Source organism: Peribacillus sp. NPDC096447 (assembly GCF_044762725.1).
GTDB lineage: Bacteria > Bacillota > Bacilli > Bacillales > DSM-1321 > Peribacillus.
The window spans coordinates 1-16893 of record NZ_JBIWEV010000017.1; the positions used below are offsets into that span (position 1 = coordinate 1).

Annotated in this window: 16 protein-coding genes; 15 read left to right on the forward strand and 1 reads right to left on the reverse strand. The window is 33.7% G+C overall.

Annotation, left to right across the window (positions count from 1 at the left end; translation table 11 throughout):
• The 9 genes from ACIQZD_RS25625 to ACIQZD_RS25665 form a co-directional block, all read left to right on the forward strand.
• On the forward strand, positions 1 to 333 hold a 333-nt coding region (locus ACIQZD_RS25625; RefSeq protein WP_402907548.1), incomplete at its 5' end, for a lipid II flippase Amj.
• A 472-nt stretch (positions 334 to 805) separates the two neighbouring features.
• A complete protein-coding gene (locus ACIQZD_RS25630; protein WP_239859451.1) occupies positions 806 to 973 on the forward strand; it encodes a hypothetical protein in 168 nt (55 codons plus the stop codon).
• A 331-nt stretch (positions 974 to 1304) separates the two neighbouring features.
• The gene (locus ACIQZD_RS25635) at positions 1305 to 1793 is read left to right on the forward strand and encodes a sigma-70 family RNA polymerase sigma factor (protein ID WP_402907627.1); all 489 of its coding nucleotides are present in this window, start codon (positions 1305 to 1307) and stop codon (positions 1791 to 1793) included.
• Complete coding sequence (locus ACIQZD_RS25640) at positions 1783 to 2865, forward strand: DUF4030 domain-containing protein (protein ID WP_402907553.1); 1083 nt, start codon at positions 1783 to 1785, stop codon at positions 2863 to 2865. Before ACIQZD_RS25635 ends, ACIQZD_RS25640 begins: the two co-directional genes overlap by 11 nt.
• A 328-nt stretch (positions 2866 to 3193) precedes the next feature.
• Positions 3194 to 3505 (forward strand): hypothetical protein, encoded by a 312-nt coding sequence (locus tag ACIQZD_RS25645; protein ID WP_402907556.1) that lies wholly within the window; start codon positions 3194 to 3196, stop codon positions 3503 to 3505.
• 814 nt (positions 3506 to 4319) lie between these two features.
• A complete protein-coding gene (locus tag ACIQZD_RS25650; RefSeq protein ID WP_402907559.1) occupies positions 4320 to 4616 on the forward strand; it encodes an ArsR/SmtB family transcription factor in 297 nt (98 codons plus the stop codon).
• Positions 4617 to 5118: 502 nt separating this feature from the next.
• On the forward strand, positions 5119 to 6543 hold the full coding sequence (locus ACIQZD_RS25655; protein WP_402907562.1) for a DHA2 family efflux MFS transporter permease subunit: 1425 nt from the start codon (positions 5119 to 5121) through the stop codon (positions 6541 to 6543).
• A gap of 177 nt (positions 6544 to 6720) precedes the next feature.
• Positions 6721 to 7563: an NAD(P)H-binding protein gene (locus ACIQZD_RS25660; RefSeq protein ID WP_402907565.1), complete on the forward strand. Its 843-nt coding sequence runs from the start codon at positions 6721 to 6723 to the stop codon at positions 7561 to 7563.
• 445 nt (positions 7564 to 8008) lie between these two features.
• Positions 8009 to 8971 carry a proline dehydrogenase family protein gene (locus ACIQZD_RS25665; protein ID WP_402907568.1) on the forward strand — a complete coding sequence of 321 codons (963 nt, stop codon included), beginning with the start codon at positions 8009 to 8011 and terminating at the stop codon, positions 8969 to 8971.
• A gap of 417 nt (positions 8972 to 9388) precedes the next feature.
• On the opposite strand, the gene ACIQZD_RS25670 is transcribed toward ACIQZD_RS25665, so the two are convergent.
• Positions 9389 to 9820 carry a ParB N-terminal domain-containing protein gene (locus ACIQZD_RS25670; RefSeq protein WP_402907571.1) on the reverse strand — a complete coding sequence of 144 codons (432 nt, stop codon included), beginning with the start codon at positions 9818 to 9820 and terminating at the stop codon, positions 9389 to 9391.
• Between the two features lie 572 nt (positions 9821 to 10392).
• On the opposite strand from ACIQZD_RS25670, the gene ACIQZD_RS25675 reads away from it, so the two are divergent.
• The 6 genes from ACIQZD_RS25675 to ACIQZD_RS25700 all read left to right on the forward strand — a co-directional run bounded on the left by ACIQZD_RS25675 (position 10393) and on the right by ACIQZD_RS25700 (position 16494).
• Positions 10393 to 11268 carry an SMODS domain-containing nucleotidyltransferase gene (locus ACIQZD_RS25675; RefSeq protein WP_402907574.1) on the forward strand — a complete coding sequence of 292 codons (876 nt, stop codon included), beginning with the start codon at positions 10393 to 10395 and terminating at the stop codon, positions 11266 to 11268.
• A gap of 18 nt (positions 11269 to 11286) precedes the next feature.
• The gene (locus ACIQZD_RS25680) at positions 11287 to 11892 is read left to right on the forward strand and encodes an SLATT domain-containing protein (protein ID WP_402907577.1); all 606 of its coding nucleotides are present in this window, start codon (positions 11287 to 11289) and stop codon (positions 11890 to 11892) included.
• Between the two features lie 354 nt (positions 11893 to 12246).
• On the forward strand, positions 12247 to 12858 hold the full coding sequence (locus tag ACIQZD_RS25685; protein ID WP_402907580.1) for an SLATT domain-containing protein: 612 nt from the start codon (positions 12247 to 12249) through the stop codon (positions 12856 to 12858).
• On the forward strand, positions 12848 to 14179 hold the full coding sequence (locus ACIQZD_RS25690; RefSeq protein WP_402907583.1) for a nucleotide-binding domain-containing protein: 1332 nt from the start codon (positions 12848 to 12850) through the stop codon (positions 14177 to 14179). Before ACIQZD_RS25685 ends, ACIQZD_RS25690 begins: the two co-directional genes overlap by 11 nt.
• 270 nt (positions 14180 to 14449) lie before the next feature.
• On the forward strand, positions 14450 to 15289 hold the full coding sequence (locus ACIQZD_RS25695; RefSeq protein ID WP_402907585.1) for a tyrosine-type recombinase/integrase: 840 nt from the start codon (positions 14450 to 14452) through the stop codon (positions 15287 to 15289).
• A 356-nt stretch (positions 15290 to 15645) separates the two neighbouring features.
• The gene (locus ACIQZD_RS25700) at positions 15646 to 16494 is read left to right on the forward strand and encodes a DUF6236 family protein (RefSeq protein WP_402907588.1); all 849 of its coding nucleotides are present in this window, start codon (positions 15646 to 15648) and stop codon (positions 16492 to 16494) included.
• Positions 16495 to 16893: the final 399 nt, after the last annotated feature.

Consider the following 16893-nt stretch of genomic DNA (forward strand, 5'->3'; position numbering starts at 1 on the left):
TTGTTTTTAATTAATATGGTAATAACTGCAATCTATACAATTGGAGTGTTATCTGCGTTATATGCTGCTTTAATAGCTCCAGAAAGGGCAACAACAGCTATTATGGCATCGGGCCTTATAAATGGAATAGCTACAATTTTACTTATAATTTTTATTGACCCTAAAATATCTATTCTTGCTGATGACGTAATAAATCAAAAGGGAAGTTACCTTAGTCTCAAGGGTGTATCTCTTATGATGGTTACTTCTCGTTTATTAGGAACGATTCTAGCCCAAGTATTTTTTATTCCAGGGGCAGGTTATATTGCGTGGTTTACTAAATTTATTGTCTAATAAATATCTGATTCCTTAATCAACTAACAGGTGCGTTAGCTGTAGATCCGAGCTGTCTGTAAGGCAGCCTTTTTCTTATGGCACTAACGGGGTAGGATAGTTCTAGAAGCGTAGCTTATTCGAACCGTGATTATTGACTATTTTTATCAAAACACCTAAAATTTAGTAATGGCATTAATTAGGCGGTGTGAATTTGTTAACTAATATAGGAATTTCAGGATTAATTCTATCTTCTCTTTGCGTAATATTAGTTTTGATTTTACTAAGAAAACTAGTGCAATCTATTAGACGGTAAAACCGTCTTTTTTTTGTCACACTATATGTCACTCTACAATAAGTTTTATTCAACAGGTGCTTTACTTCATTATCGGGAACTGATCAGCAGCTATTTTTCTTATAGTGAAAGAAAAATAAACTTTGTTGTTCAATTTTCGTATATGAAAATACCAAGAATAAATTAGGAGTTGTTTCTATGTTTGACATTACCTTGATATTGTTTATAGCTTCTGCTGGGGTAGTTATTGCTATTACCGGCTTCTTCGTTATATTAGGTCGAAGGATTTTAGAACCTAAGAAAAAACTTCAACAAAAAATCGATAAACTAGAAAAAGAGGTTCAAATATTGAAAAATCACAAATAATAAACTAGCTTTAATGAACTAACGGGTGCGTTAGCGCCATAAGAAGGCCGCCAATTGGCGGCCTTTTAAAAGTATTTTTTATACAATCATACATTCAAATTAAAATGAAATAATCTAAGAATTGTTGAGTCCAGTCCAGATAGGTAAGGTAATATACATTTTAAATTGTGATTATTCATTTTTAATTTGGAGAAAACAGAACCATTTCTCTATGTGAATCGTCTAACCATAGAAAAAGAGGAGGATATGATTGCACGTGAAAAAGAAAATGGATGAGGCTTCTTTTTTTGAAGTCAATGAGACCACCGAAGAAATTCATCTAGAAACAATTATGGAGCAATATGGCGATATGGTCGTACGCCTAGCTTATACATACGTGAAGCAAAAGACATTAGCAGAAGACATAGCCCAAGAAGTGTTTATAAGTTGTTATCAACATATGGATAAGTTCCGTAATCAATCGTCGGTAAAAACATGGATTTATCGGATAACCGTAAATAAATGTAAAGATGAACTTAAAAGCTGGTCTTTTAAAAATTTGTTTTATACCGATTTAATCAGTTCCTTTTTTAAAAATGGAACGAATACAACTGAGCTTAAACTTTTAGATTTAGAAGAGAATCGTTGGATTTCGAAAATAATTCTATCTCTTCCCCTGAAATTGAGAGAAGTAATAATCCTCTATTATTACGAGGATCTTTCCATTTTAGAAATAGCAGATTTATTAAATGTTAACGAAAATACAATAAAGACTAGACTCTACCGTGCACGAAATTTATTAAAAAGTATATTTAAGGAGGGGAATATGGATGGAAGATAAAATGAAAAACCTCCAAGATAAAATGAATAAAACCGTACTGAAAGAAATACGCTTTGAGGAAAAACATAAACAAAATGTTTTGAGAAAAGTTGGATACATAAATAAGACATCTAACTTTGAAAGAACCAAAAAACATAGGTCCAGTTTAGGGAAAAAAATCACTTATTCTGTTTGTTCAGTCCTATTACTATTTACACTTCTCATTGGTTCTGCATTTGTCTCTCCAGCTATGGCTAGAATGCTATCCGAAATTCCGTATTTAAGTTATTTTTTAAATCAGGAAGATCAAATCATAGATATAGAGAGAATTATTTTGGATGTAGCCAACAAAGAGGACTATGATATTTGGGACATACAAGTTTCAAAAGCAGATAAAGAAATCATCCTAGCTATCAGAGATCCAGAAAATAAGCTGTCTTCTTTGCAAAATAACATTAGAAAAAGCGTGAATGATGCACTTCAATCGGAGAATTTAGGTCCATATTCAATTAAAATACAAAGATACGAAGAAGACCCTCTTGATAAAGAGCTAAACGCGAAACAAGATATAAGGATGGCTGAAGTCAAGTTACTTTCCGATGAACTTTCAAAAGAGTTAAAAAAACAGAATTTCAATATTTTAGAATTGCAAGTGAACTATACTAAAGAGAGTCGCTTGATTAAATTAAAAGTACCCGACACTGAGAACCAGATAGAAGAAATAAAAGAAGAGATAAATAAAGTTATCCAAAGTGAAGAATTAGATTCCTACAAAATTGAAATCGATAAAATTAACTTGAAAATTAGGGAACAAGAACAAAGGTGGAAACCCATTACTAACGTATTGGAAAGAAGGTTACAATTTAACGAAGATTACAAAGTTAATCTTTTATCATTCTCATTCGAATCCTTACCAGTAACATTTACTATAAATACGTCGGTAAAATCTTCTGATTCGGATGCTAAGGAATATGGTAATATGATTGAAAGAGAAATTAAGCAGTACATCAAATCTGACGAATCTTATGAAGTAGTGAAAAATGATTCTTATAAAATCATTGTATATAGCGAAGATAAAAAGAAAATAAATTAAACATTGGTACTAAATTACCTATATTTGATTAAAGTAAAATATCCCCTTTCAACTAACGGAGTAGCATTCCTGATAATGAATAAAAATGAGTTTTGAGCACATCTTTCTTATTAAACAAAACCAGCTAAGTTTGTGATTTAATACACTTAAACTAACGGGTGCGTTAGCTGAAGATCGGAGCTGTCTTTAAGGCAGCTCTTTCTTTATGCAACTATCAGGGCAGTTTAATTGAAGAAAAAAAAATGATATACAGGTAAAATGGGATAATATGTATTATTAGAGTATAATTGGATTTAAATTAGAAAGGGTGAAAAATAGGGGGTATGAAATGAAAGGCTTTTTTAGTTTATTTATAGGAATGTTCTTAGTTTTTATATTAACAGGATGCATAGGAGAAGATTATGATGTTGGTGTTCCAACTGCTCACTTATATTCAGAAGACCTTAGTACATCTGTGCAATTAACAGAAGGAAATATCAGTTGGAGTTCATCGAGTGGAGATGTACATCAAAAAATAGATGATATTCAAGTATTCGGATTATCACAAGAAGAAATGAAGGTTTCTGCTAACGAAAAAGTTTCCTTGGATTTTCAAGAGAACGTAAGAAATGGTGAGATATTTGGACAGACCCAAAAATAACAGTTGCCCTACTGAAAGATGAACAACGAATCGAACTAGAATTGGAAGATGATAGGGTATTTCGAATCCCAAATAACAAAGGGAGTTATGTTTTAGAAGTTGTATTCACAAGTTCAAGAGGTACTCCCCAATATGTAGGGAATATCTTAATTCAGCGATAGGTAAACAATCCTACTTTTTAAACAAAAGGGGATAATTCACAGAAAAATATTAGAAGCTTGGAGATACATTTTCAAGCTCATTATTAGTGTATATTTGCTTTAGCTTTTCACCTTAGAATGGTGTTCCATACCATATACGATTATGATTTATTCAAAATCAACCAAGAACTTTAACATAGCCTTTTCTTATCTAGAAACGGGGCAGCATTCTTGTATTAACTGAAATACTAAAAAGTTTGTGAAGAAATCTACTTAAACTAACGGGTGCGTTAGTTCATTAAGGATCACAAAAATAATCAAGAAGATTAAAAAAATAAGTTGTGTTCGAAAAAGGGGAGGGTATAGATATTGCCTTCCCCTTTGTGTTTACAGATAAATTTATATGACTGTATTGTTTATAATGTACTCGATTTTGTATCTCAAAACAGTTAGAGATTGAATTGGTGCGGTTTTGAGTGGATTAATAACTCTATGTACTCAAATTCATGTCCCCAATGTACTTATCTTTGTGTCTTCGTACAACAAATGCATACTTATTAGTTGGAAACCCAAATCCTTTACATTATATTTATATCATGATATTATTTATTTCGACTTATATCGAAATACTTGATGGTAAAACATTTTATATTAGAGAAGGGGGTACACCTAAAATGGATATTGATCAAATCGTTAAAATTCATAAAGCATTGGGGGATCGTACCCGATACAAAATTATCCAAATTATTGGTAAGGAAAATTGTTTGTGTCCAGGACAGCTTGATTGCAGTCTTGATGGTATTCCTTTATCCACGTTATCTCATCATTTAAAGCAATTGTCAGATTGTGGAATTTTAAATAGTGAGAAGCGAGGAACCTATATTTATTATAGTTTGAATGAGGAAATTATAAGAAAATATGCACCTGATGTATATGATATTTCCATTAATCCGGTTAAACCGAAATCATAAACAAAATAATTCTGTATTCGTATGGAATTATTTTTTGTTTGTTATTTCCATTTTTTTCGAAATATAAAATGTTAGATTCTAAAAGGATCGGAGGTTTGATAACATGAGGTCTCCTTAAATTAGATAAATTTTGTTTTATATTGTGGGTACGATAAAGATTCACGTAATCATAATTTACATTGATTTATATTTCCGTATTTCTAGAAACATGGAATTATGTTATATCCTAAAAGGATTGGAGCTTTGATAACATTAGGTCTCCTTAACTTACGATAAATTTTGTTTTTATATTGTGGTAAGCGATAAAGAGTCACAATCATGATTTACCAAGTTTTCTATTTTTATATTTCTAGAAGTATGGAAACAAGAAATACTTACCTGTTAAAGGTTATGTGTCGAAACTTAACCGCACTAAGAAGTGGGAACAGTGGAAGGCTGAAACATGGTTATCATATAAAAATTAACGGTTATTACTTAAATTTAACTACAAGGAGATATAAAAATGAAGAGACAATACAATACGCGTGCCATTTTGGCATCGCTGCTTATCTGCGGTTTTGTTGGTATGTTTAGCGAGACTTCTCTAAACATAGCAATAACTAATTTAATGGAAGTGTTCCAAATTAATGCTGCTACGGCGCAATGGTTGACAACAGGTTACTTACTAACACTTGGTATTTTAATGCCGTTCACTGGTCTATTATTGCAAATGTTTACGACAAGACAACTTTTTATCGCGTCAACAGCTGGTTTAACGGTAGGTACATTTTTGGCGGCTGTATCAATCAACTTCGAAATGCTCATGTTTGCACGGGTTCTACAGGCAATTGGTATGGGGTTATTATTACCTCTCATGTTTAACACAGTGCTTGTGATTTTCCCTCCAGAAAAACGAGGCGGAGCTATGGGCTATATTGGGTTAGTCTTATCGTTTGCACCAGCAATAGGTCCAGCGATTAGTGGAATGATGATACAATATTTATCTTGGAACTTTATTTTCTGGTTTTTATTACCATTCCTAGTGATTGGTATGGTATTTGGCGTAAAATATTTAGAAAATGTAACAGAAGTACGTAAACAACGTATCGATTTTCTTTCAGCTATTTTATCGACGGTTGGTTTCGGAAGCATTGTATTTGGTTTTAGCCATGCTGGTGAAGCAGGCGGTGGATGGTCTAGTCCCCTCGTTTTGACATTGATTATTATTGGTGTGATTGCGCTTGTTTTGTTTGTGTTCCGACAAAATAATGATCAGCCACTACTAAATTTACGTGTATTCAAATATCCGATGTTCGTTATCGGGGTTTTCCTTGTGATGATGTGTATGGTAATTGTTATGTCGACAATGATTGTGTTGCCAATGTTCTTGCAAACAGGGGCAGGGCTATCGGTGTTTGTTGCAGGTTTAATGTTATTACCAGGTAGTGTACTAAACGGTACTTTACAGATGATCTCAGGGCGTTTATTCGATAAGTATGGACCGAAATGGGTTGTAATACCAGGTTTAGTCATTGTGATGTTGGTTTTATGGTTCTTCACAACATTAACGCCAGCTTCATCAATTGGATTAATTGTTGCATTGCATATGGTTCTGATGGGAGGGATTGCACTCATTTGGCCAGCCTCACAAACGAACGCCTTAAATCAGCTGCCACCTGAATTATATCCTCATGGTTCAGCTGTCCTGAACACATTGATGCAAGTCATTGGGGCCATCGGAACAGCTGTAGCGATTAGTATTTTATCAGATGGAATGAACCAGTATTTAGCTACTTCATCTGCACCAACAATGCTTGATGAAATTGCAAATGCGATGACCGCGGGTGCGCAAAACGTATTTGGGACTGTGATGATACTTGCTGTTATTGGCTTTATTATTGGCTTGTTCATGCGTCGCTCCAATAACAACGGACAAGACAAGAAGTAAAGAGCATGCATTAAAGATGAAAGTTCATTTTTACACGTATTCAAAATGCCGATAAATTTGTAAGAATGTATTTGTAATTAAAGTTCAATCTAAAAAATTAATGTTTCATCCCACATAGTGAATCTTCAAATAAAATAGAAGCAATATTTGAAATGAAAGAAAGCGAGGAAAACGATTATGAATATTATGGTGACAGGCGCAAACGGTGGCTATGGAAGCTACGCATTGGATTATTTGAGAGAATTCGCTCCGGAAGCGAATCTGTACGCTCTCGTTCGCAGCGAGGAAAAAGGCAAGGCTTTAAAGGATAAGGGAATCAATATCCGCATTGGCGATTATACGAATCTGAATTCTATGGTGGAGGCGCTAAAAGGAATCGACCGTCTCTTGTTCGTTTCGATTTCTGTGCCGGGAGTGCAGAAGAATGTCGTGGAGGCAGCCAGAATTAACGGGGTTAAGTATATCGCATATACGAGCCTCAATGGTTTGGAGTATCCCAAGTTCGGACTGGAAATCAACCATCGTCAGACGGAAGAACTGATAAAGAATTCGGGTATCCCTTATACATTCCTGCGCAATAACTGGTATTTAGAAATTATAGCACCATTTATTGCTACTTCAGTAAAGACGAAAAATTTCTGGTATTACTCCGGAGATGAACAGATTTCATGGGCTTTGAAACGAGAATACGCAGAAGCCGGTGCCAGAGTCATTGCTGGTGGCAATTACGGCTCGGTATTGGAATTTGCCGGTAGACCGTCTACGTTAAAGGAATTGGTACATGCAGCAGAAGCAGCTACAAGTCAGACCATTGATATTCAAGAGGTTACACGGAATGATTTTGATCGTAATATAGCGCAAACCGGAATATCACAAATGGGATTGATGCTTGCTAAGAGCTATCAGGATTATGCCATAGCAGGAAATAACGGAGAATCGGAAGCAAGCCCTGACGTGTTTGAAAAAGTGCTGGGGCATCCGTTGACACCTCTTTCAAAAGCATTGAAAGAACTTCTTTGATAATTGATTTGTAGCAGCAAGGCACTGAACCCTTGTAAAGAACATTTTAAAAAAAGCTAGTGTACATGAACGACATCGTGTCGACTGTAGTGTTATGAGCTGGTATCATGGATATGTTCATTCTAAAAGATTACCTTAAACAAACTGGGGCATTGATCCAAGAATAATCAATGCTCTTTTTTGTTGGCTAAAGGTCTACATTCCTGTAATAAAAGAAATAGAAAAGACCAGTTTGTGAAATAATGTACTTAAACTAAAGGGTAGCTTTAGCTGAAGATCGGAGCTGCTTTTAGGCAGCTTTTTCTTATAGAACTGAAGGGGCCAGGTAGTGTATACGGACTTTACGGTAACACATATCATGATCTAGTAAAATGGTATACTATATAAAGAAATCAGAATTTTCACAAACTAATCTAAACCATTCATAAAAAAGGGCGTGATACAAATGTATAACGAAGCAGAACAGCGTGTTTCAAAAGCATTGAAATCCATCGCACGAAACGAAGATATCAAAGAATACATACAAAACTCTAAGGAACTTTTCCCTCTCTTTATGAAAGCTGCAAAAAGATTTGTCTCAGGCCATACACGGACAGAGGGATTGGCACGTATTTCCATGCTTGCTCAAATGGGTTATCTAGTATCCATCGAGTATCTTGGTGAAAACACACGATCCGAAAATGAATGTATCTCAGCAAAGAATGAATTTCTCTCACTGATTAACGAGATTGGCGCTAAAGAAATGAAATCAACCATTTCTTTCGATCTTTCACATATAGGTATGTCGATCTCAGATGCTCTTGTAACTAAACACTTGAAAGAAATCGCACTACAAGCTCAACAATACGATATCCAGCTCATGATTAGCATGGAGGAGTCAGAAAAGACCGATCAGATCCTTAACATATATAAAAAACTGTCACCGATGTATGCGAATCTCGGCATAACATTACAAGTACACTTACTCCGTTCCCAATTTGACCTGCAAGAATTACTGGAATTTCAAGGCAAAATTCGCTTAGTAAAAGGTGCTTATCAAGAAAAAGAAGGTACGTATATCCCACGATCTGAAGAACTAGATAAGCGTTACGTAGATTTTGTTATGGCTTGTGTGGCAAGAAACCATCCTCTGTCGATAGCAACACATGATGAAAAGCTAGTCGCAGCACTTAAAGAAAATGGACTGATTGCCAATCCATATACTGAAGTAGAAATGTTAGATGGTGTTCGTCCAGATTTACTTAAATCACTGAGAGATGAGAATTTCCAGACGAAGGTGTACGTCACATATGGAACGGAATGGTACTTGTATCTTGCACATCGCATTGCAGAGCATCCACCAAATCTGTATACGTTTGTGTCTGATATGATTGAGTCAAAAAACCTACAGACCTCCTTTTATGAATAAAGAAGACTATAGATGTTTTAAAGGCAGAATGATTGAGCTCTGCCTTTTTTTATTTCGCAGTTTGTTTCAACTCTACATAGGTCTTAATGAACTAACGGGTGAGTTCTATAATGATCACTATAAAAATAATCAACTATTTTATAAAAATTGTATACTAAATCACTAGAAAAGAACCCTTTTTGATCAATCTATTTTCAAAATGGATTGTATTTATTTACGAATATGAGGGTTCAGGAGGACCTTTTGATCAATCTTTATTTCAAAGCTACAGTTGATGCTTTTTTTAACAGATGCTTTAACACAATACATACATGAACTGAGCTGGAAAGTTCCCTCCAAAGAATAAGGAATAAGAATGGCCGAAAATCAATTTGATTTTTCGGCCATTTTAATATTAGAAAATGGTGGATTCAAGAATTATTTTTCTACAGATGCAATGATGTCTTCAGCTAAGAGTTTAGAACCACTAGCACCTTTTAGATATTTCAATGTTCCTTCACTAGACCAATCAAATATCTTTATACTGCTCATTCCTTTATTTACTTCTTTAATGTTTAACTGGTTAGAAACAAAATTATAATTTGAAGGAATAATTTTATTGCCGGCTATAGCAAAAGCATTTAAACAGACTATATGAGTTAGTCTATATTGCTTATAATCACTCCATTCAACAGGTAACAACTCTTTTATACAATTAAAATAAGTAAGAGTTATATTAAGTATTTTTTCCTTAGGTAATTCGGCTATCTTTGTATTTTTAATTAATAACAAAAGAAAGTTATATACATTTTGTAAAGTAATATGCTTTTCTTTAGTTCTTTTGCCAATTAACGTTCCTATATTATACAAGGGGCTGTTAGGGTCAATAATTAGCTGTGTTGCAATCCAACTAATTTCTTTATCTAAACAGGGAAATTAATGAACACACATCTAATATTGCACTATTTGTATATACTCCGATTCACCCAAATCCGAAGTTTTTACCTATCGACCTGCCAATATTTGGGTGATTTTTTTATCTCCTGAAATCTTCACTATTCACCGAAAGTAATCAATCATTTCATGCTTTCTACTATCAGTTCAGTAAAAACGAAGTCATATCTAGCCGATTGTGATAATTAAGGTATAATGATAGGGGAAAGATATTTTGTAACGGATTAGGTGAAGATGATCATGAAGCTAATCATTTTATGTGGATAATAAGAGTCAAGAAAAGAAAAAACATGTAGGTAACCTACTTCATCCTTGATTAATAAGGTTATTATTATGATATTCATGATTGACTTTAAACTATATAAAGTCAATCAAAACATAAGGGTTTTTTTGGTTATATAACAAGGGTTATAAAACCTTTGAATTAACCAACTTCTTTGTATTATTTGATAAAATAAATTAGGTATTATTTCTAAGGAGGGGGATTATTGGGAACCTACGATAACTTTAATTTACTAGTACACAATGCACGTACACAAAATCATGCTTTAGTCTCAGAACGATATGAAAGAATTACGAGAAGATTGAATCTTGACTTTAGAGGTCTGGATTCTACATCTCGTTATTCAAGGTACGTAGGTTCATATGGGAGAGGAACTGCAATTAAAGGGTTTAGTGATGTAGATATGTTGATTGAACTTCCGTATGACACTTATGTTAGGTATAACAATTACTTAGGTAACGGACAATCTGCATTGCTTCAAGAAGTGAGAGCTTCGATTAAAACAACATACACCAATACAGATATAGGTGGAGATGGACAAGTTATTGTTGTTAATTTTAGTGATGGCATGACGTTTGAAGTAGTTCCTGCTTTTATAAATAAAGGGGGAGAAAGTTACACCTATCCTGATTCAAATTATGGAGGAACCTGGAAAGTTACATATCCTATTCTTGAAATAAATGCAATAAATGAATTAAATAATAAGTACAATAAAAATGTAAAAAAACTCGTCCGTATTATGAAAGCCTGGAGAAATCAAAATAATGTTCCTATTTCAGGAATGCTTCTTGAAACGCTTGTTATGAATTTCTTAGATGGGTATGAACATAAAGATAGAACATATGGCTTCTATGATTGGATGACAAGGGACTTTTTAAAATACTTATCTGAAAGAAATCCAGATCAATCTTTTTGGAATGCACGTGGTAGTGGAGATCAAGTATATCGCAAAGGAAAATTTGAGTACAAAGCAAGGCAAGGATATTTAAAATCGATTGAAGCCATTGAAAATGACAAAAAATATCCCTCCATTGCCTACCAAACTTGGAGGGATATTTTTGGTAACTATTATCCAAGCTAAGAGAGGGATTGTTTGTGGGTGGAAAAAAATACATTACTCAAAAATATAGCTGAAACCGGCTACAATGTTGGTTTCGGTGGCAAAAAGCATTTTATGACCTATGATTTATATCGTATTTTTCCAAGACTGATCAGTTGTGTAACCATATTCATTGGAATTATGCAGTTGACAAACATTTATAAAGAAAATGTACAAGCGAATATAGGTGATTTATTATCTGCTTCACTCATCATTGTAGGTATTATAGGTCTTGTTTTAGACTTCCATGGTGATAACAAGGACTCATATGAGGTAGCAGGAAAGAAGCTCCTTTCTTTGTTTAATGAATTAAGAGGTATGTACCATGAAGTTAAAAATACAGAAGAAAAAATAGACTTGGTACGTTTTAATTTACGATTGAAAGAGATTCAAAAAGAATCTGACGAATTATCTTTATCAAAACAAGCAATTGGCACTCATATTATTACTCATTTTGGATTTTTTCAAGTGATGCAATCAAAATGGGTAACAGCTGAGTTGAAACTCACGACTAAAGATAAATTTCCTTTTCTTCATTGGGAAAGTTTCTTTTTATATTTAATTGGAATCTTAATAATAATATTTGCAGTAACAACATTTAGATAAGGTTGTGAAAGAGTAACAGTCTTAAAGTCTGTATATAAAAGTAAGTACTTCTATAGAACTAACTTGTACGTTAGCTTAAGATCGGAGCTGTCTTTTAGGCAGCTTTTTCTAATGTATGGGCAGTGTCTTGAGTAGCTATTGAACTAGCAGGTGCTTTAATTCAAAAAGGTTGCTGAAGCAACCTTTTTTGTATGCAACTATAGGGGCAAGGTAGTTCAACGGGGAAATAAGGAGGGTCTCATCATAAAAATAAAATTTTGATGAACGTAAAGTCAAAGAAACTATATAACTAGTAATTTTGGTATAATGAAAGAGGATAGAAATATTTTGTTTTTTAGAAAGGAATTGGATATTTTGGGTGGATTAGGTAAGGGTGCGTTTCTGAAAGAATTGGCGAATAATGGATATAATGTTGGGTTTGGTGCAAAGAAAAATTTTGCTACATACGATATTATATCAAAAGTGCCAGGTGCCATTTCATTGATAGGATTACTGATAGGTGTAGGTCAACTATCTTATCCTGACAGTCCATTTAACACGGGGATATCTACTGTTTTAGTTATGGCCAGCATAGTAGGCATGACGATTAATCCATTTAACCAGGAAAAAGAGAAATATAATCAACGAGGTGTAGAGATTACTCAAATGTTTAATCAATTGAGGCAGCTGTACTATAAAGTAAGAAACTCCTCAGAACCGGAGTTTGAAGATGAAGTACAAGAAATGGACGTTATTATGAATCAGTATTACGCCATTAGTATGAGCAATCAAATCTTTGGAAGTGATTGGTATGCCCATTATAAGTTCTTTAGCCAGATGCAGATTGAGTGGATAGATGAACAAAAAAGATTTAAGTTCTGGAAAGATAAAATTCCTAAATCGCTCATCTTTTTTATTATTATGGCTCTGATTATTGTATTTGGATGGATCTATGTTTTTAAGGGGGAACTACCATTTGTTAAGTGAATCATTTGAAAATTTTGTAGAGCTGCTACAAGTAGATAATGAAACAGATATTAACACCAAATTCAAATCAATTACAAAGCGCTTAAATACAAGTTATTATAGCAATACAAGTGAAGAAGACCATGGCTATATAGTTGGATCATTAGGAAGACGCACGGCTATCCGTGGGGTTAGTGATTTGGATATGCTGTTTGTTATGCCAAAATCTAAATTCAAACAATATGATGAGCATAAAGGAAATGGTCAGTCAGCTTTGCTTCAGGATGTGAAGGCACAAATTAAAATAAAATATCCCCATGAAAGCATTAAAGTGCATGGAGATGGACAAGTTGTTGTCATCACTTTTTCGAATTATGAAGTAGAGGTATGCCCAGCGTTTGAAAATACAGATGGCAGCTACAAATATCCTGATACACATGATAATGGTAAATGGAAACGAACTGATCCTATGGTCGAAATTGGTGAAAGTGAATACATGATTGATCATACCAATGAACATTTCAAATATATCTGTCAAATGGTGCGGGCTTGGAAAAACAACATCGGATTTAAGATGGGCGGCCTGTTAGTCGACACACTAGTTCATAAATTTTTAACTAATTACCCCCAATATCAAACGGCTACGTTTGAGGATTACTTATTTTTATTTAAAGATTTATTCTGCTATTTAAAAGGGCTAAAAAAAGACCAAAAATACTGGTTAGCTCTTGGTAGTAAACAGCATGTTTATAACAAAGGCGGTGCCTTTGTAGCAAAAGCAGAAAAGGCTTACAACAACATTAAAGATTTAACAGAAGAAAGTGACGAACTGTACGATAAATTACAAGAAGTCTTTGGCAGCAAGTTCCCTGTTCCTGAAACTGTACAAAAAGCTGAGTTCAGTTCTTTTGCTTATCGCGGTAGTAGCGAACGATTCATTGAAGAAATGTTTCGAGTAGATATTAAATATAACTTGAAAATAGAATGTGAAGTAAAGGTAGACGGTTTTAGAGAAGGGTCATTACGGAAATTTTTAAGAGAAGGAAAAACATTACTGCATAAAAGAGAACTCAAATTTTTTATAGAGGAAAATGAAGTGGAAGATAAAGGGCTACGGTATGAAATCTATTGGAAAGTCCGAAATCGTGGTCCAGAAGCTATAAAAATCAAAAAGCTAAGAGGAGAAATTGTAAAAGGAACCTCTCAGAAGGTAGAACGAACCTCATTCAACGGAGGTCATTACGTAGAATGCTATATCGTTAGTAATGGGATTTGTGTGGCGAAGGACCGTATTAATGTGCCTATCTTTAAAACGCCGTTTACAATGAGAATACCAACGTAACAAAAAAAATTAGAAAAATAAAAGCCAATTGGATGAACGAATTTTCCAGTTGGCTTTTTACATGAAGTTATAAATTTCTTAATACAATTAGTTTTCTTTATTATATGGTAGTCTTGCTGTATGCTGTATGCTGTATGTCGTTACGCGTAGTGAGTTAAAGAGGCCCTAGTGTTGGCCATTTGTTTAATAAAAATTCTACTAATCTAGTATAATTGTTCTTCTTTTGTCTATACTGTCTATTAATATGGTATAGATTGGAGAGAAAGAGGAATGATCTTAACTGATGTATGGAGTTTATATAAGGCAGATAAGCAAATCCAAGGTTATTCATCACAAACATTAAAGGCCTATAAAGTCCAATTTAACTTGTTAGTGAATAGTTTTGGAAATATATCCATTCAAGAACTTTCAACTAATTCTCTTAAAGTTTATCTGGGAAAAGCAGCTGAAAAGCTTAAGCCATCCAGTCTGGGGCATAGAATTCGATTTATTAAATCTTTATTTAGATGGGCTCAGGATGAAAATTTAATTAATGGAAATCCTGCATCAAAAATAAAGGAACCAAAAGTAGAATTAAGGGTTCCAAAATACTTGTCTGAAGAGGAAATTGAACATTTGCGGGAAGCTTGTCATACAACATTCGAAAATGCTTTATTTGAGTTTATGTACTCAACAGGATGTAGAATTGGTGAAGCAATAACGCTAGATAGGACATCAATCAATTTTTCTAATCAATCAGCAATCGTATTAGGAAAAGGAAATAAAGAACGAGAAGTATATTTTAATACTCGTTGTGAAATATGGTTGAAGCGATATTTAAGTGAGCGAAAAGATCATGAGGAAGCACTCTTTGTGACAACACGCGCCCCCCATCGAATGAGTATTTCTCAAGCGAGAAACGTTATAAAACTGATAGCAAAGAGAACGGACATTGAAAAGAGCATTCATCCTCATCAGCTTAGACATAGTTACGCCACAAATTTATTGAATAATGGAGCTCCTCTGGAAGTGATTCAAAATTTAATGGGCCATGAAAAAAGTGAAACCACAAAAATTTATGCATATCTAAGTGGTGCAATGCGGAGAGACTTGTATAGAAAGTATTTTTAAGGGACCAGAGGTCCTTTTTTTGTTTTTAATAAACTATCGGGGCAGTTTAGTTGAACAAGTATATTTATTGCAAAGTAGGAACAAATTCCGCACCAGAAATCGGATTATATTACTTTTCAACGGCTTTAACATTAGCAAACATTGGTTCAGCGCATACAGAGTCATTTGTCTTCCGTTTGTAGACATTAAATTATAAGCATTGCCCTGATTAAGTGTATAAGCAAATCCGCCAACATTTAAAATTAATTTATAGTAGTGTAATTGGGGTTATACTGATTAATTGTATTAATTTCTAAAAACCTAAAGGAAATATCTTTCTTCCAGTCGAATAAAGACGAAAAGGAGGGGATTCTTTTATGAGAGGAATAGTTGTTGCTCCAGAAATAACTATTATTGGTGAAAATAATTTCGAAGTAAATAATTTGGCAATTACTTCTAAGCAAATTAGGCAGTATTTATTATATTGGGATAAAGTAGATTTTCCTTTAAACTTTTTATCGAATGCCACAACTCCTGAAATTGAGTATCTGAAGAATGTTGGCTTCTTAAAGAGAAGTGCGATTTCTTTTTCGGAAAGTGGGCGTTTCTTAGACATATTTCTCCGAAATCAGTATGAGGTATATAAGAAAAACAATGAAGCAGACCCGGGGAGATGGTCGTTAGCTCAACCAAATAGAAAATTGGTATTAAATAGGGATAACGGTGTATTGTCAAGAAATTTAGAAATAGAATTATATAATAGTCTACCCATTCCAACCCCTGAAGTTTCCATCGAGGATATATTAATATTTAAAGAACGTAGAAAAGATGAATTGTCAGAGTTTAGAGCTTTGACGGATGGTCTTTACTTAGAAATCTTAGATTCAGGTGATCCTGAACGTGCAAAAGTTAAAAGCATCGAACAGATACAACGTAAAATAATTGATATAAATACAGTAATGAGTGAATCTGGAATAAAAAGCTTATTAGGAAATTTAAAAATAGAAGTTGATGTATCGCAAATGGTTTCTAAAACGGTGGGTGGTATAGCAACAGCTACCATTTTTAATTTCCCGGTTGGAGTAGGAGCTGCATTGGGGTTTGCTTCTTCGTTTATACAGGTAAAATCTGAGTTATCTTTAACACCAAAGGATATTCCAGAAGGGCTAAAAGACTACGCCTATCTATACTATGCTCAAAAAAACTTGGTTAATTATCAAGGATGAATATTGATGAAAAAAATCGAAATATCAAGTAAAAAACTTAAGTTCGGTATATTCTCTTTTAAATACAGAGAAGGCGATTTGTGGCTATTAATAATGTTTATTGCTGCAATTAAATGTTTTTTTGTAGGTGAAGTACAGTATTCCATATTCTTCGTACTGATTATTATATGGAATGAAATCCGTAGATTGAAAAATATCCAATGATTTAAATAACAAGAATCGTAAACGGACTTCTATTGCGACATTAAGTGCTTATTTAACTAACGGGTAGCTTTAGTTTAATAAAAACTTCATAGCTAGACCCAAATAGTGAAACCATTTTGACTTAATCTTTTGTCAAAATGGTTTCTTTTTATTGGCTTTACAATTAATTTAGTTGTATTTTATTGTAAAGATACA

What these genes read in the sequence shown, in the direction of transcription:
- ACIQZD_RS25635 (WP_402907627.1), top strand. Translation starts at nt 1,305, where the DNA reads ATGGAGCAATATGGCGATATGGTCGTACGCCTAGCTTATACATACGTG.
- ACIQZD_RS25695 (WP_402907585.1), top strand. Translation starts at nt 14,450, where the DNA reads ATGATCTTAACTGATGTATGGAGTTTATATAAGGCAGATAAGCAAATC.
- ACIQZD_RS25650 (WP_402907559.1), top strand. Translation starts at nt 4,320, where the DNA reads ATGGATATTGATCAAATCGTTAAAATTCATAAAGCATTGGGGGATCGT.
- ACIQZD_RS25630 (WP_239859451.1), top strand. Translation starts at nt 806, where the DNA reads ATGTTTGACATTACCTTGATATTGTTTATAGCTTCTGCTGGGGTAGTT.
- ACIQZD_RS25700 (WP_402907588.1), top strand. Translation starts at nt 15,646, where the DNA reads ATGAGAGGAATAGTTGTTGCTCCAGAAATAACTATTATTGGTGAAAAT.
- ACIQZD_RS25655 (WP_402907562.1), top strand. Translation starts at nt 5,119, where the DNA reads ATGAAGAGACAATACAATACGCGTGCCATTTTGGCATCGCTGCTTATC.
- ACIQZD_RS25640 (WP_402907553.1), top strand. Translation starts at nt 1,783, where the DNA reads ATGGAAGATAAAATGAAAAACCTCCAAGATAAAATGAATAAAACCGTA.
- ACIQZD_RS25665 (WP_402907568.1), top strand. Translation starts at nt 8,009, where the DNA reads ATGTATAACGAAGCAGAACAGCGTGTTTCAAAAGCATTGAAATCCATC.
- ACIQZD_RS25660 (WP_402907565.1), top strand. Translation starts at nt 6,721, where the DNA reads ATGAATATTATGGTGACAGGCGCAAACGGTGGCTATGGAAGCTACGCA.
- ACIQZD_RS25645 (WP_402907556.1), top strand. Translation starts at nt 3,194, where the DNA reads ATGAAAGGCTTTTTTAGTTTATTTATAGGAATGTTCTTAGTTTTTATA.